The organism is Cloacibacterium sp. TD35 (assembly GCF_028864635.1).
Taxonomy (GTDB): Bacteria; Bacteroidota; Bacteroidia; order Flavobacteriales; family Weeksellaceae; genus Cloacibacterium.
Map to the genome: position 1 here is coordinate 181,619 of NZ_CP104850.1, position 13,575 is coordinate 195,193.

The 13,575-nt window shown below is 32.7% G+C and carries 17 protein-coding genes; 4 read left to right on the forward strand and 13 right to left on the reverse strand.

Annotated elements, in window-relative coordinates; translation table 11 throughout:
- Positions 1-36 precede the first annotated feature (36 nt).
- The 3 genes from N7277_RS00750 to N7277_RS00760 form a co-directional block, all read right to left on the reverse strand.
- Complete coding sequence (locus N7277_RS00750) at positions 37-546, reverse strand: nitroreductase family protein (protein ID WP_274779885.1); 510 nt, start codon at positions 544-546, stop codon at positions 37-39.
- 7 nt (positions 547-553) lie between these two features.
- On the reverse strand, positions 554-1,009 hold the full coding sequence (locus N7277_RS00755) for a hypothetical protein (protein ID WP_213190639.1): 456 nt from the start codon (positions 1,007-1,009) through the stop codon (positions 554-556).
- 93 nt (positions 1,010-1,102) lie between these two features.
- Complete coding sequence (locus N7277_RS00760) at positions 1,103-1,621, reverse strand: SRPBCC family protein (protein ID WP_274779886.1); 519 nt, start codon at positions 1,619-1,621, stop codon at positions 1,103-1,105.
- A gap of 84 nt (positions 1,622-1,705) precedes the next feature.
- On the opposite strand from N7277_RS00760, the gene N7277_RS00765 reads away from it, so the two are divergent.
- Both N7277_RS00765 and N7277_RS00770 read left to right on the forward strand, forming a co-directional pair.
- Positions 1,706-3,733 carry a M3 family metallopeptidase gene (locus N7277_RS00765; protein ID WP_274779887.1) on the forward strand — a complete coding sequence of 676 codons (2,028 nt, stop codon included), beginning with the start codon at positions 1,706-1,708 and terminating at the stop codon, positions 3,731-3,733.
- A 17-nt stretch (positions 3,734-3,750) separates the two neighbouring features.
- Positions 3,751-4,128 (forward strand): YchJ family protein, encoded by a 378-nt coding sequence (locus N7277_RS00770; RefSeq protein WP_274779888.1) that lies wholly within the window; start codon positions 3,751-3,753, stop codon positions 4,126-4,128.
- Here N7277_RS00770 and N7277_RS00775 read toward each other — a convergent pair.
- From N7277_RS00775 to panD, 4 genes are all read right to left on the reverse strand, one after another.
- Entirely contained in the window at positions 4,125-4,367 is a 243-nt protein-coding gene (locus tag N7277_RS00775) for a VF530 family protein (RefSeq protein ID WP_274779889.1), read from the reverse strand. The two genes, N7277_RS00770 and N7277_RS00775, sit on opposite strands and share 4 nt — an antisense overlap.
- Before the next feature lie 84 nt (positions 4,368-4,451).
- Complete coding sequence (locus tag N7277_RS00780) at positions 4,452-4,952, reverse strand: FKBP-type peptidyl-prolyl cis-trans isomerase (RefSeq protein ID WP_274779890.1); 501 nt, start codon at positions 4,950-4,952, stop codon at positions 4,452-4,454.
- Between the two features lie 193 nt (positions 4,953-5,145).
- Entirely contained in the window at positions 5,146-6,099 is a 954-nt protein-coding gene (locus N7277_RS00785) for a lysylphosphatidylglycerol synthase transmembrane domain-containing protein (protein WP_446715129.1), read from the reverse strand.
- 89 nt (positions 6,100-6,188) lie between these two features.
- A complete protein-coding gene (gene panD, locus N7277_RS00790; RefSeq protein WP_069798631.1) occupies positions 6,189-6,539 on the reverse strand; it encodes an aspartate 1-decarboxylase in 351 nt (116 codons plus the stop codon).
- 401 nt (positions 6,540-6,940) lie between these two features.
- Here panD and N7277_RS00795 point away from each other — a divergent pair, with 401 nt between their 5' ends.
- Positions 6,941-7,231 (forward strand): HU family DNA-binding protein, encoded by a 291-nt coding sequence (locus N7277_RS00795; protein WP_069798629.1) that lies wholly within the window; start codon positions 6,941-6,943, stop codon positions 7,229-7,231.
- Between the two features lie 48 nt (positions 7,232-7,279).
- On the opposite strand, the gene pdxH is transcribed toward N7277_RS00795, so the two are convergent.
- Positions 7,280-7,924, reverse strand: a complete 645-nt coding sequence (gene pdxH / locus N7277_RS00800) for a pyridoxamine 5'-phosphate oxidase (protein ID WP_274779892.1) — start codon at positions 7,922-7,924, stop codon at positions 7,280-7,282.
- Between the two features lie 24 nt (positions 7,925-7,948).
- Between pdxH and N7277_RS00805 the strand changes: the two genes are divergently transcribed.
- A complete protein-coding gene (locus tag N7277_RS00805; RefSeq protein WP_274779893.1) occupies positions 7,949-8,497 on the forward strand; it encodes a YqgE/AlgH family protein in 549 nt (182 codons plus the stop codon).
- A gap of 137 nt (positions 8,498-8,634) precedes the next feature.
- Here the strand turns inward: N7277_RS00805 and N7277_RS00810 are convergent, their stop codons facing one another.
- The 5 genes from N7277_RS00810 to N7277_RS00830 all read right to left on the reverse strand — a co-directional run bounded on the left by N7277_RS00810 (position 8,635) and on the right by N7277_RS00830 (position 13,540).
- Complete coding sequence (locus N7277_RS00810; RefSeq protein ID WP_446715130.1) at positions 8,635-9,441, reverse strand: aminotransferase class IV; 807 nt, start codon at positions 9,439-9,441, stop codon at positions 8,635-8,637.
- Positions 9,442-9,528: 87 nt separating this feature from the next.
- Entirely contained in the window at positions 9,529-9,915 is a 387-nt protein-coding gene (locus tag N7277_RS00815) for an START-like domain-containing protein (protein WP_104794296.1), read from the reverse strand.
- Between the two features lie 137 nt (positions 9,916-10,052).
- A complete protein-coding gene (locus N7277_RS00820) occupies positions 10,053-11,228 on the reverse strand; it encodes an aspartate aminotransferase family protein (RefSeq protein WP_274779895.1) in 1,176 nt (391 codons plus the stop codon).
- 93 nt (positions 11,229-11,321) lie between these two features.
- The gene (locus N7277_RS00825; RefSeq protein WP_274779896.1) at positions 11,322-13,067 is read right to left on the reverse strand and encodes an OstA-like protein; all 1,746 of its coding nucleotides are present in this window, start codon (positions 13,065-13,067) and stop codon (positions 11,322-11,324) included.
- Positions 13,067-13,540, reverse strand: coding sequence for a Fur family transcriptional regulator (locus N7277_RS00830; RefSeq protein ID WP_069798615.1), 474 nt, complete (start codon positions 13,538-13,540; stop codon positions 13,067-13,069). The genes N7277_RS00825 and N7277_RS00830 overlap by 1 nt, the downstream gene beginning before the upstream one ends.
- Between the last annotated feature and the right edge of the window lie 35 nt (positions 13,541-13,575).

The following is a 13,575-nucleotide window of genomic DNA, read 5'->3' on the forward strand; positions in this document are numbered from 1 at the left end:
AAATTTTGATAGGCGTTTGTTACTAGAAGATGGAACTTAAATTTTCCCTAAATAAAAAAGTCCGAGACAACGCTGATTTTCTTCTAAATTTAAAAACCCGCCAAGATGATTTATTACTGTATGAGAACTCCAATAACAGCCTATTTTATTTACTGTACAGGTTAGATACATATTCTGAACCGCCATCGCTGTAGCTGCAATTTCTTCCCACTCTGGAAGCAAACCACTGAAATTTACAGAAATGGTAACAACGGTGTCTGTTTTCGCTATTTTATCGGCAAAATCAAGATATTTTTTCTCTAAAAACAAGTGTTCTGGTGTAGTTGCTTTGTAAATTTTCTGAATTTCTTTTGCCAGTTGCTGTTTTTCTTCTCCTCTGAAAACACAGAATCTCCAAGGCTTTGTTTTCTTGTGATTTGGAGCAAACTGTGCAGAACTTAAAATTTCATCTAAAATTTCCTGAGAAATTTCTTCGCCAGTATAATCTTTGGGATACGTACTTTTTCTGCTTTCTATGATTTGTTTTAAAATTTCTGAATTGTTCATGTATTTTTTAAATAATTTTTTCAATTTTTTGGTGAATTCTATTGAGAACAAATTCTTCGCCTTCGGTTTTGCCTAACATGATTTTAGCCATCGGACTTTCTTCTGAAATTGCATAAAACCGATCACCTTCATAAAAAAACTCGCCGAGAGAAACCGAAAGATAAAATCTGGCTTTATTGGTAATGACCAGCGAACCGAGTTTTACTCTATCAGAAGAATGATGAAGTACCTGATTCATTTTCTTTTGCATGGTTTTAAGCGCAAACATTTGTTTATCTAAGTGATAAATTTCTTCTTGCATTTCTTCCCTTATCGAATCATACTTAGATGTTTTTTTGACTTCCCTAGTTGCTTCCAAAGTAAAATTAAGATAAAACTCCAGCGTTTTTATCTTCCCAGAAATCGTGTCTTTCACAAAATTTCTCAGTGCAGTTTTATCATAATCTTTGACCAGCATCTTCATTAAAATATTCAGCGAAGATAAAATTCTCTTTTGAAATACCGAAAAATAAAAAAACGGGAAATTTCCCGTTTTTAATATTTCTAAAATTTTAAATTAAGGTTTTTCTGAAAGCTTTTTCAAATTTTGGAGCCCTTCTTCATACGATTTACCCATCCAGTAATCCATCAATGGTTTCATGAGGTTAGAAGGATATTCCATTTCTGCATCTAGCGTCCAAACAACTTTTGTAGCATTTCCTTCTTGAGTTAATACAATATCAGAAGTGGCTTCACCTTGACCTTCAAAAGCCATTTTAGTACTTTGTTTCTGATTCAGGACGAGTGCCGTAATTTCTTGGCAGCCATTTCCTACATCTTTTTTATCACTTTTCCAGCAATGTTTATCACCAACCTGTCCAGAAACTCCAGAGTAAGTAGATTGTAACTGCGGATCTAATTTCATCCAAGGATTCCATTCATTAAATGCTTTCATAGAATTGAGATGTGAATACACTTTTTCTGCAGGGGCATTAATGACAATCGATTTTTCATAATGGTATTTTTCGCCAATAACAAACATGGCTATTACCAAAACAGCTAAAATAGCCAAAAGGATTTTTAAAAACTTTTTCATAGTGTTATAATGTTTATTTTGTGATTCCTTAAAGATAAATATTTTTAATTTAACTAAATTTACAGTCCAAAATTTTGAAAAAAGATGACAAATCCACTTTTACAATCCTTCAATACAAAATACCAATCAGCTCCTTTTACAGAAATAAAAGAAGAACATTATTTACCCGCTTTCAAAGAACTGATAAACAAATCTTTGCAAGAAATACAAGAAATCTCTCAGAATCCTAAAACGCCTACTTTCGAAAACACCATCGAAGCATTGGCTTATTCTGGCGAACAATTAGATGTGGTTTCTAATATTTTCTTTAACCTTAATTCTGCAGAAACTAATGACGAAATTCAACAAATCGCTCAAGAAGTATCGCCTTTATTGACTGAATTTGCTTCTAAAATTTCGCAAAACGAACAACTTTTTTCTAGAATTAAAAAAGTTTACGACGAAAAAGAACATTATACACTTAACGAAGAGCAAAAAATGCTTCTAGAAGAAACCTACAAAGGTTTTGTAAGAAACGGCGCATTGCTAAATGACGAGAAAAAAGAACAACTCAAAAATATTAATATTGAGCTTTCTAAAAAATCTTTACAATTCGGACAAAACGTTTTGGCAGCGACCAATCAATATTATAAACACTTGACCAACAAAGAAGATTTAGCAGGAATTCCAGAGGCTATTCTTGCGCAATATGAAGAAGAAGCAAAAGAAAGAAATCTTGAAGGCTATGTGATTACGCTACAGTTCCCGAGTTTATTACCCATTCTTACCTATGCAGAAAATCGTGAGTTGAGAAAAGAATTGGCGATTGCAAACGGAAAAAAATCTTTTGATGGTGGTGAATTTGACAACCAAAACCTCATCAAAGAATTGGTACAACTTCGTCAAGAAAAAGCGCAATTGTTAGGCTACAGGTCTTTTGCAGATTATGTTTTAGAAGAAAGGATGGCAAAATCTCCACAGAAAGTGTTAGAATTTTTGAATGAATTATTGACTAAAGCAAAACCTTTTGCCCAAAAAGATGTGGAAGAGCTTTCCGTTTTAGCAAAAGCTGATGGAATTACAGAAATGCAAAGTTATGACCACTCTTATTATGCCGAAAAACTCAGAAAACAAAAATTTGATTTCAATGATGAAGAATTGAAACCTTATTTCCAGTTAGACAAAGTACAAGAAGCGGTTTTCGGGTTAGCAGGAAAACTTTTCGGGTTAGAATTTGTAGAAACTACTGATATTCAGAAATATCACACTGATGTGAAAACATATGAGATTTTTGAGAACCAAGAATCATCAACTCAATTCAAAGCTTTGCTATATGCCGATTATCATCCAAGAAAGGGAAAAAGAGCGGGAGCATGGATGACGAGTTTTAAAAATCAATACATCAAAAATGGTGAAAATCACAGACCGCATATTTCTGTAGTTTGCAATTTCACGAAACCTACCTCAGAAACACCAAGTTTATTGACCTTCAATGAAGTAACCACACTTTTTCATGAATTTGGGCATGCTTTACATGGTGTTTTGGCAAACACTCAGTATCCTAATCTTTCAGGAACTTCTGTAAAATGGGACTTCGTAGAATTGCCTTCACAATTTTTAGAAAATTACTGTTACGAACCAGAATTCTTAAAAACATTTGCGAAACATTATCAAACGGGTGAAGTTTTACCAGATGAAAAAATTCAGAAAATAGAAGATTCTAAAAACTTTATGGAAGGTTATCAAACCTTAAGACAACTCAGTTTCGGAATTTTGGACATGTCTTATCACGCCGAAAACGTAAAAGTAGAAGATGTAAAAACTTTTGAAACTGAAACCATCAAAGCGACTCAGATTTACCCTACTCTGGCAGAAACAGCTATTAGCACCAGTTTTTCACATATTTTCCAAGGAGGATATTCGGCTGGATATTATTCTTACAAGTGGGCAGAAGTTTTAGATGCAGATGCTTTTCAATATTTCAAAGAAAATGGAATTTTCAATCCAGAAATTGCAGAAAAATACAAAATTTTACTTTCTAGCGGTGGAACAAAAGACCCAATGGAATTGTATAAAAATTTCAGAGGAAGCGAGCCTAAAGTGGAAAGTTTGCTGAAGAGAGCTTTTGGTTAATTGAAAATGAATTTTTGATGATGAATTGCCCTTGTTGTTCAGGAAAATTATACCAAGAATGTTGCGAACTGTTTCATTCTAAAAAAGAGTTTCCCAAAACTGCGGAAGAACTGATGCGTTCTCGTTATGCTGCATTTGCCATTCCGAATGGAGAATATTTATGGCAAACCACATTGCCCAGCAAAAGAAAATTCCATGACAAAAGTGAATTGGAAGCTTGGGGAAAAGAAAACACTTGGACAAAACTGGAAATCATCAATTCCAGCGAAAAAGAAGTAGAATTTAAAGCCTATTTCACAGATAAATTTGGGAAAGAAAACATTCATCATGAGTTATCTACTTTTAAAAAGGTAGATAAAAAATGGTATTATGTTTCGGGAAAATTTTTAGATTAAAGTAAACCTTTTTTCTTCTTTTGTCTTAATACATAAAGATAAAGGCTTTCTACTTTTTTCCTTGCCCAATCTGTTTTTCGTAAGAATTTAAGCGAAGAGTTAATGCTCGGATTTTCGTTAAAACAACGGATATTAATTTGCTTCCCCAGTTCATCGAAACCATTATAATAGTCTACCAATTCTTCCAGAATGGCGTCTAATCTTTTTCCATGTAAAGGATCTTTAGATGTCTGTTCCATGTTATAAAATAAAATCCCGAAAATTTCGGGATTTTTTATTTTAAAAATTTATTTTAAAGTATAATTTCAAAAATAGATTAGAAATTAGTGACCAGAGTTACCATCAATTCCGTGCGCATGTCCATGTGCTAGTTCTTCTTCAGTAGCCTCTCTATGATCTACGATTTCTACATCGAAGTATAAAGTTTTTCCAGCCATTGGGTGATTAAGATCTGCTACTACAGCTTCTGAAGTAACTTCTACCACCACTGCTTGAAAATTATTTCCTTGGTTATCTGAAAGTGGAAGAATTGCACCTACTGGTGGCATTCCTGACTCATTGAACATATCCAAAGGCAATTGTGCTACTGCTTGAGGATTTCTTTCGCCGTAACCTTCTGCTGGCAAAATAGTGAAAGAAGCTTTATCGCCAGAAGTTAATCCTTTGATGCTTTCTTCAAATTTTGGAATCATCATTCCCACTCCATATAAAAATGTAAGCGGATTTCCCGCATCTGATTTTTCTACAAGAACTTTTTCGTTATTTTCTCCATCTGTGTGAAGAATGTAGTTTAATGCAACTACGTGTTTGTTGTCTATTGTCATAATATTTTTGATTTTAGAGAATCTCTCTTTTTTTATTGTATTGGTGTCAATTTTCTTGCCTTTAGAGAAAATAAAACTTTTAACTGCCAAATTGACCTATTTTACAAAAAACTCTATCTAAATTGAACCAATAATCTTTCAAAAAAAATTAATTCTTTAGAATTCGACCAATAAAAAAGTTCTTCTATAATATTTATTGTGATATTTCTTTTGATTTTATCGCTTCATTTCTAGCTTTTGCTAACATAGGGATAGAAATTAGCCCCATCACTAGCATAATTACCAATTGCATGGTATGAGATATAAAAGCATAGCTTAATCCTACTTCACTTCCTACTTTAGCATCTTTTCCCATAGAAAGAAATAGAGCTGATATCCCAAGCTTCATCGCTAAGTGAAACGCTCCAATCCCGCCAGAAGCTGGAACCATCATTCCTAATGTTCCTACTACAATTAAGAAAAATCCGTCTGCAAATGTAAAATCTGAAGTCTCTGGCAATGCGAAACAAACTAAATATGCCGCCAAATAATAAGCAACCCAAATCGCGATAGATAATATAATAAATTTTCCTTTTTGCTTGAGTTTAAAAATAGTAGTTAACCCATGGAAAACTCCTTCTACAAATTCTATCACTTTTCCAATGAGAGGAAGATGTGTAAATTTGTCTTTGAATTTAAAGAAAATAAAAGTTCCTACTACCAATACTGCAATTCCACCTATAATATAAGTGGGATTTATTTTAATCCCTGATTTTTGGTAAAAAGTAATAATAGCATCTTCTTTAAAAACTACTGTGAGAACCAAAAAACCTAACATGCAAAATAAATCGACTACCCTTTCTAAAATGATGGTTCCGAAAGATTTATCTACCGGTACTTTTTCTACACCATATAAGGCAGTAGAACGTGCTAATTCACCACTTCTAGGAATAGTAAGATTCATGAGATACCCGAAAGAAATCGTCCACAATGAATTAGAATTAGAAATCTGGTAACCCATAGGTTCTAAAAGTAAATTCCAACGAATAGCTCTAAACCAATAGGCTAATAACCCAAAAATCATAGCAGCAAAAACCCAAAAATAATTGGCTTTGGCTAAAGAGGTTTTAATATTTGTAAAATCTAGTCCTTTTAATGCAAACCACATAAAAATGGCAGCAAAAGCAATAGATACCAGTATCGTAGAAACTGTTTTAAGAGACGATGATTTTTTTTGATTTTCCAAAAGAATAGCGATTAAGTAAGAAGATTGGTTTTTTCGTCTGGGAAAATAATTTTAGGCTGGAAGTTTTGTGCTTCCTCTACAGACATCTGTGCGTAAGAAATAATGATGATTACATCTCCTTTTTGTACTTTTCTAGCGGCAGGTCCGTTGAGACAAATTTCACCAGATTTTCTTTTACCTTTTATAACATAAGTATCAAAACGTTCGCCATTATTTACATTTACGATGTAAACTCTCTCTCCTACCACTAAACCGGCGGCATCAATAAGGTCTTCATCTACTGTAATACTCCCGATGTAATTAAGGTCAGAAGCAGTAACCGTAACACGATGAATTTTTGATTTAAAAACTTCTATTAACATGGCGCAAATTTAAATAAATTAATTGATTAGTAAAGAATTATCTGACATTTAAACAAATATAATATTCAGCATCTTTCCCTTTAAAATTAGACATTTTAGCAGTCATAAAACTTAAACATTAGATTTAATAGCAAAAAAGATTAAAAAAAATATCAAATTAACAAATTCATAATTCAAGAATTCTTTAAACACTTATTTAAAAAACACTTTATTCAAAGCATATAAAAAGAATTTAAATGCTTGAAAAAGCCTATTTTTTGTGATAGATAAAGATTATCATTTTCTCGTTAAATTATATGAAAATCTATAATTATCATTAAAATTGTGAAAAAAATTTGCACAATATGAAAATTGTTATATATTTGTCTAACGTAACAAATTAACAATTAATATTTATAACTATGAACAAGTCTGAATTAATCGACGCAATGGCAAAAGATGCCGGTATTACTAAAGTTGCTGCTAAAGCTGCTCTTGAATCTTTCGTTGCTAACGTAACTGCTACTCTTAAGAAAAAAGATGGTAAAGTTGCTTTAGTTGGTTTTGGTACTTTCTCAGTAGCTGAAAGAGCTGCAAGACAAGGTATTAACCCTGCAACTAAAAAACCAATCAAAATTGCTGCTAAAAAAGTTGCAAAATTCAAAGCTGGTGCTGATTTAGCTGCTGCTGTTTCTGGTGCTAAAAAGAAATAATTTAAATTATTCTAAAAAATTAAGCCTCACCAATTGGTGAGGCTTTTCTTATGGAGCTAATCTAGAAATTTTCCAGTCGTAATTTTCATCAAGTTCATAGATAATCCTGTCATGTAAACGGTTTGGTCTTCCTTGCCAAAATTCTATCTGATAAGGCTTTGCGATGAATCCACCCCAGTTTTTAGGCCTTGGAATTTCTTTTCCTTCGTATTCTTTTTCTAATGCTGCTAATTTATCCTCTAAATATTCTCGGTTGGGAATTACAGAACTCTGCGGAGAAACCGCTGCGCCTAATTGACTCCCTCTTGGCCTTGAGCTGAAGTAGCCATCACTTAAATTCTCAGCCACTTTTTCTAAATCCGCTTTTATTACAATCTGTCTTTCTAAACCTGGCCAAAAAAAGTGAAGGCAAGCCTTATTATTTTTTTGAAGAGCCTTCCCTTTTTTGCTATCATAATTGGTGTAAAAAATAAAACCCTCCCATGTATAAGCCTTTAGCAAAACCATTCTGGTTCTGGGACAACCATCATCTTCTACTGTGGAAATCGCCATCGCATTAGCTTCAGAGACAGAAGGACTCTCTTCTGCATCTAGAAACCAATCTCTAAACATTTCGATTGGATTTTCCTTAATTTCGCTTTCTAATAATTGTGACTTATCGTATACTTTTCTCTTATCATGAAGATTTTCCATCAAAATTTTTTTTAAATTTGAGTAATGAATAATTCTTACAAAGGTAAAATTTTAATTTCTACACCTGATATTTCAGGCGATATATTTTCTCGCTCTGTAGTTTTAATTATAGAGCATGATGCTCATGGCGCTTTCGGATTTATCTTGAATAAAAAAAATTACTTATTGAGCGAAAACATGCACCATTTATTAGGGCATGAGATAGATGTCTATGAAGGCGGCCCTGTAGAGAATAATCGAGTGTTTTTTATGGTAAAAGGAAAACCCATCACTTCTGAATACTTATCGATTGATGAAGAGTTTTATATTACCGAACAGCAAGAAGAAGTGGTGACAGCCATGGTAAATAATGACCTCAATAAAAATGATGTAAAAATTTTTACTGGATATTCTGGATGGAGCCCTTATCAGTTAGATCAAGAAATTAAAAATAAAATGTGGACAGTGGTAGATTCTTTCCAACTAGATTACACCTCACCAAATGACCAAACGCTCTGGAAAAAAATTATGCAAAATCTAGGCGGAGATTACTTGCTCTGGGCCAATTCTCCCGAAGATGTGAGTTTGAATTAACCCAATCTTATTTTTAACAAAAGTTTAGGATTTCGTTTAGAAATAATTATCGCTTAAATAGAGTTTTTATATAAACTCTCAATATAAAGAACTCGGTCATTGACTCTAAAAAAGGTTGATTGCCGAGTTCGTCAATTTTAAGCGAAACTATTTCCCCAAGATTCTACCATTGCAGAAAATCTTTCGTTGCCAATTTCTTTATTTCTAATTTTAGAAACCGAAAAAATTCCTTTCTCTTCAGAAATAACCAGAATTTCTTCTGCTTTTTGTGTTTCGAAAGCACTTAATTCTGCTTCTTCTATCATCACAAAATCATTTTTATGAAGAAATGTTACAAAATTTTCCATTAATGGCGAAATATAAGCACCTTCTGATTGTTTAGGAATTTTAATCGTATTTTCTTCAAGCAACAAGAGATTTCCAGAGATAGTTCTCGCTACTCTTTTATCTGGATTTAGCAATATTACATCATCTAAATCATTTTCTACAGCGTAGATTTCGGCATAAATATTTTCTGGTGAATGCGTTCTGATGTTACTCAAAATATTCGTATTTACTGAAATTTCTTTAAGCAAATCTATTTCAATATTTTTATGGATAGACAGTACATTTACACCATTATCCAACTCATAATAAAATTGCACAGGGGTTTTAGAAGAAAGTACATCTTCTCTATTTCTAAAAGCCATAAAAGCAATAACACCTTTAGCGAAATCATTCTCAGAAATAGCTTTATTAAAGGTTTCTGTGAAAAATTCAAGAGTAAAAGAAAGCGGAATATTCATTCTCATTTTTCGCATAGAAGCCATCAAAAAAAAGTAGCATTCTTCTGCCATGATTAACTGATGATTCTTTACAAAAAAATAAACCTTTACAGCATCTCCATTTAAAAATGCATTATTCTGAAGTACTATTTCCTGTGTTTTTTGTCCGTTTAAATAAATCATGTTGTAATGATTTTAGTTATGAAAATTGCAAAAAAAATGATAACTGAAATTTCAATTATCAATCTTTTTACTTGGGTTGAAAGATTAAGCTGCGCCTAGTTTGATTTGTAAATTTTCGATGAGATTATCCCAATATAATCTGGTTTCTTCTTCATCTCCTTTTTCGCAGAAATCTGTGATATTAAGAGAAAGATCATTAGTAATTTCATCAATTATAATAGTCATTTCGAAGAAATATTTAGTTCCTTCATCTTCTTCCCAACGGAAACGTACAAAAGATTCAGGTTTATATCTGATTAATGTCGCTTTTTCTGCGGGACCACCATTCCAACTGAAATAAAAATCATCACCTCTTTCTACTGCTTCATCTGCAAACCATTCTGAAAGGCCTTCTGCAGTTGCCATATATTCATACAAAATCTCTGAAAGACAATGCATTGTATATTCAAACTGTACCTTATGTTTCGTCATATTTTCACCATTTTTGGTGTCGCAATATATAAATTAATTTCATATATCTGCAACTATTTTTCGATAAAATCTATAATTTTTATATGAATTTTCGCATAAAAAAAAGAGTTTTAAATATTTAAAACTCTTCATTTTATTTAATGGTCATTTAAAGCTTCTAAAATAATTTCGCAACCTTTTTTTATCTCTTCTTTACTAATAGTTAAAGGTGGAGAAATCCTCATAAATTCGTTTCGGTAGAGTTGCCAAAAAACAATGAGTCCTTTTTCCATACAACGTTTCGCTACGTCTAATGTATATCCTGGTGATTCTAATTCTACCGCGAGCATTAATCCTCTGCCGTTTACTTTTTTAATTTTAGGGTGAACCAATAATTCTCTGAACAGTTTCTCTTTTTCATCTACTTCATTCATTAAACCACTTTCTAAAACTTCTTTTAAAGTAGCATAACTAGCAGCTGCAATTAGTGGATTGCCACCAAAAGTAGTAATGTGTCCTAGTTTAGGAGAATGCTGAAGAGATTTCATTATTTCTGCAGAACTCATAAAAGCTCCAACAGGAACTCCACCTCCCATGCCTTTTCCCATCACGAGAATATCTGGAACCATATCATAATGCTCGAAAGAAAACAATTTACCTGTTCTCCCAAAACCTGGCTGTATTTCGTCTAGGATTAATAAAGCCCCAACTTCTTCACATCTTTTTTTCAAATTTTTGAAATAATTTTGAGAAGGCTTCAAAAAACCAGCAGCTCCTTGAATGGTTTCGGCGATAACACAAGCTGTTTTTTCAGTAATTTTAGAAAATTCTTCTTCATTATTAAATTCTATGAAGGAAATCATAGGCAACAGCGGACGAAATTCTCTTTTGTGAAACTCATTTCCCGAAACCGACAAAGCGCCATGGGTATTGCCATGATAAGAATTTTTCATGGAGATAATTTCTTCTCTTCCCGTGTATCTTTTCGCTAATTTCAATGCTCCATCAATGGCTTCTGCTCCAGAATTTACCAAGTAGGTAACTTCTAAAGGTTCTGGAGTAGCGGCAGCTAAAAGTTGACATAATTCTACTGGTTTTTCTTGAGCATATTCCCCATAAACCATTACATGAAGATATTTATCTGCCTGTTCTTTAATTGCATTAACCACTTTAGGATGAGAATGCCCTAAAGTATTGGCAGAAACTCCCGCTACAAAATCTAAATAAGCTCTACCATCTTTACCATAAATATAACTTCCTTCTGCTTTTTCTACTTCGAAACCTGCTGCATAAGGTGTAGTTTGCGCTTGATATTTAAAAAACTCTTGTTTCATTTTGCAAAGATAAAGAAGATAAAAGATGGAAGATGGAAGTTTTTGAAAAAAATTTCAAAGAAAAAGTCGGAACTTGAATTCCGACTTTTCTATTTATAGTTTTCGATCTCTTTTGATAGTTTTTGGTTTTTTCTTGGCTTCTTCCTTTTTACGAAGTTCTTCCGCTTTTTGGAACAGCGCATCATCTGTTTCGTATTTCACTTCTTCGTAATTAGGTGTATCAAGGAAAATATCTTCCCATTTTCGTGGTCGGTCTTTGGTATTCCAATTAAAATCGGTGAATTTTCTTTTGTCTGGAGCAATCATACTCATAGGATAAATATCAGAATTAGCACTAATATTACATGAAATAATCTGAATTTTTCTTTCTTCAAAAAGTGCTTCAATTTGTCCGCAAGTAGAAAGCGCAATGCCAATTCTGTCTAACTGTTTCGTCTGTGCATCTTCAGAATCTGCATAGGTAATGGCTTGAGCGTTTCCTGTTACTTTGGCAATTTTAATTTCGTTGTTTTGATAAAAAACAGTCATTAAATTCCCTTTCACTTGGTTAAACTCATCTTTCAATGTAAGAGAATCTGCTTTAGAAATTGCAAAGGAATTTCCGATGACTTTTAGAGAGTCTATATTTTGTTCCGTTGTGTTGAAATATGCTTCTATTTTATCTCCAGAAATTTGTTTTTCTCCACTCCAGAAAAGAGGTTTCACGTTTAGATGAAGAATCCCATCAGTTTCATTAAAACTCAAAGAATCTGCTCTACCTTGGGCTTTGGTCATGAACAATCTTACTTTTTTATATCCACGAAGGAAACTTTTTTTCTTATTGGTAGAATCTAATTTTTGGTAACTTAAAAATCTTTCTGTAGCGATGTAAGCTGTATCTTGATTCATAATTTTTACCGCATAAGGTTTTTGGGTAATCATCGCCGAATCTATTTTTTCATAGATCTCTCCGTAACCACCGATGATGTAACGATTTTCTTTCGGGTCATCTAATCTTACATTTCCTTCTGCCTTTCCAAAACCTGTGAGTTGATTAAAAAACATTTTATCTCCTTTCAGAATTTTACCATTGTAATAAATTCTAGAATTTTTGTTGAGATAAACCTGTTTTTCGTTCATGAGGTACTTACCGTTTTCCGTGTAAACGTAATTAGAAGGTTTCTCTTTATTGATAATGGTTGTAGGTCCGAAAAATTCTGCAATATTGGTGTTTTGATAATGTTTGATATTTTTTCCTTCTACTCTATACTGGGCATTATCAATAGTGTAATTATTGGTAAATTCATTGGTTTTAGAATCAATGAAATAAGTAGCAGACTGAGTCCACATGGTATTTCTGCCATCATTAATGGTTCCGCCAGAATTGAAATAAGCTGTATTTTTTACTCTATCATAATACAAAACATCTGTAGAAATGGTTTGTTTCGCATCAGTGAGAACAACTTTTCCACGGGAAATTCCTCGTTGGGTATTTCCATCATACTCCATTTCGTTTGAGGTAATCCTGTTTCCGTCTGAAGTAACAAGCAAAACGTTTCCAATGGCTTTAGCGAAATTTTCTTTTTCGTAGAAAATCACTCGGTCTGCCGTCAACATTGCACCTTGATGCTCGAATTGTACATTTCCTGTGAAGAAAGGATTTCCTCCGTACATGTCTGGTTTTCTTTCGAATAAATCTGAGTGAATGAAACGTACTTTTTGACCGGGCTGAACCGCTACATTGGTTTCTTTTTTGAAATAAGGTTCTTTTACTAAAGGTTCTTTGGAATTGAGTTTATCAATCTGCGAAAAACCTAAAGTGTGAATAAAAATGAAGATTGCGAAAAGGATTTTTTTCATTATTTTTTTTTGTGGCCGTAAAAATATAATGAATGATTGTCAATTTTCACGCCAAACGCTTCTTCGATGGATTGTTTGATGCCCTGAATTCTAGGGTCGCAAAATTCTATAATTTCTTCAATTTCTTTGTCTGAACCATCTTTGTAAATCACTAAATGGTCATGTTGTTTATCAAAATAAGACTTTTCGTATGAAGATGAAGAAAGTGTCTTTTCGCCGAACTGGTGTTTACGAATCAAGCCTGCATCTAGAAAAATTTCTATAGTATTATAGATGGTTGCTTTAGAAACATGATATTTTTTATTAATCATGATGAGATATAAATCATCTACATTAAAGTGATGATCCATATTATAAATCTCTTCTAAGATAGCATATCTTTCTGGAGTGTTTCTGTAGGCTTTATCTTGTAAATATTGCTTAAGAACATCTTTTATTACGCCTATATTTTTTTCTTTTTGAGTAGCTTCCATTGTTTTAATTGAAAAGCAAATTTATTAATTTTTAA

Bases quoted from the DNA above. Each gene is read 5' to 3' on its own strand.
- N7277_RS00750 (WP_274779885.1), bottom strand. From the start codon at position 546: ATGAACAATTCAGAAATTTTAAAACAAATCATAGAAAGCAGAAAAAGT.
- N7277_RS00755 (WP_213190639.1), bottom strand. From the start codon at position 1,009: ATGAAGATGCTGGTCAAAGATTATGATAAAACTGCACTGAGAAATTTT.
- N7277_RS00760 (WP_274779886.1), bottom strand. From the start codon at position 1,621: ATGAAAAAGTTTTTAAAAATCCTTTTGGCTATTTTAGCTGTTTTGGTA.
- N7277_RS00765 (WP_274779887.1), top strand. From the start codon at position 1,706: ATGACAAATCCACTTTTACAATCCTTCAATACAAAATACCAATCAGCT.
- N7277_RS00770 (WP_274779888.1), top strand. From the start codon at position 3,751: ATGATGAATTGCCCTTGTTGTTCAGGAAAATTATACCAAGAATGTTGC.
- N7277_RS00775 (WP_274779889.1), bottom strand. From the start codon at position 4,367: ATGGAACAGACATCTAAAGATCCTTTACATGGAAAAAGATTAGACGCC.
- N7277_RS00780 (WP_274779890.1), bottom strand. From the start codon at position 4,952: ATGACAATAGACAACAAACACGTAGTTGCATTAAACTACATTCTTCAC.
- N7277_RS00785 (WP_446715129.1), bottom strand. From the start codon at position 6,099: ATGTGGTTTGCATTAAAAGGACTAGATTTTACAAATATTAAAACCTCT.
- panD (WP_069798631.1), bottom strand. From the start codon at position 6,539: ATGTTAATAGAAGTTTTTAAATCAAAAATTCATCGTGTTACGGTTACT.
- N7277_RS00795 (WP_069798629.1), top strand. From the start codon at position 6,941: ATGAACAAGTCTGAATTAATCGACGCAATGGCAAAAGATGCCGGTATT.
- pdxH (WP_274779892.1), bottom strand. From the start codon at position 7,924: ATGGAAAATCTTCATGATAAGAGAAAAGTATACGATAAGTCACAATTA.
- N7277_RS00805 (WP_274779893.1), top strand. From the start codon at position 7,949: ATGAATAATTCTTACAAAGGTAAAATTTTAATTTCTACACCTGATATT.
- N7277_RS00815 (WP_104794296.1), bottom strand. From the start codon at position 9,915: ATGACGAAACATAAGGTACAGTTTGAATATACAATGCATTGTCTTTCA.
- N7277_RS00820 (WP_274779895.1), bottom strand. From the start codon at position 11,228: ATGAAACAAGAGTTTTTTAAATATCAAGCGCAAACTACACCTTATGCA.
- N7277_RS00825 (WP_274779896.1), bottom strand. From the start codon at position 13,067: ATGAAAAAAATCCTTTTCGCAATCTTCATTTTTATTCACACTTTAGGT.
- N7277_RS00830 (WP_069798615.1), bottom strand. From the start codon at position 13,540: ATGGAAGCTACTCAAAAAGAAAAAAATATAGGCGTAATAAAAGATGTT.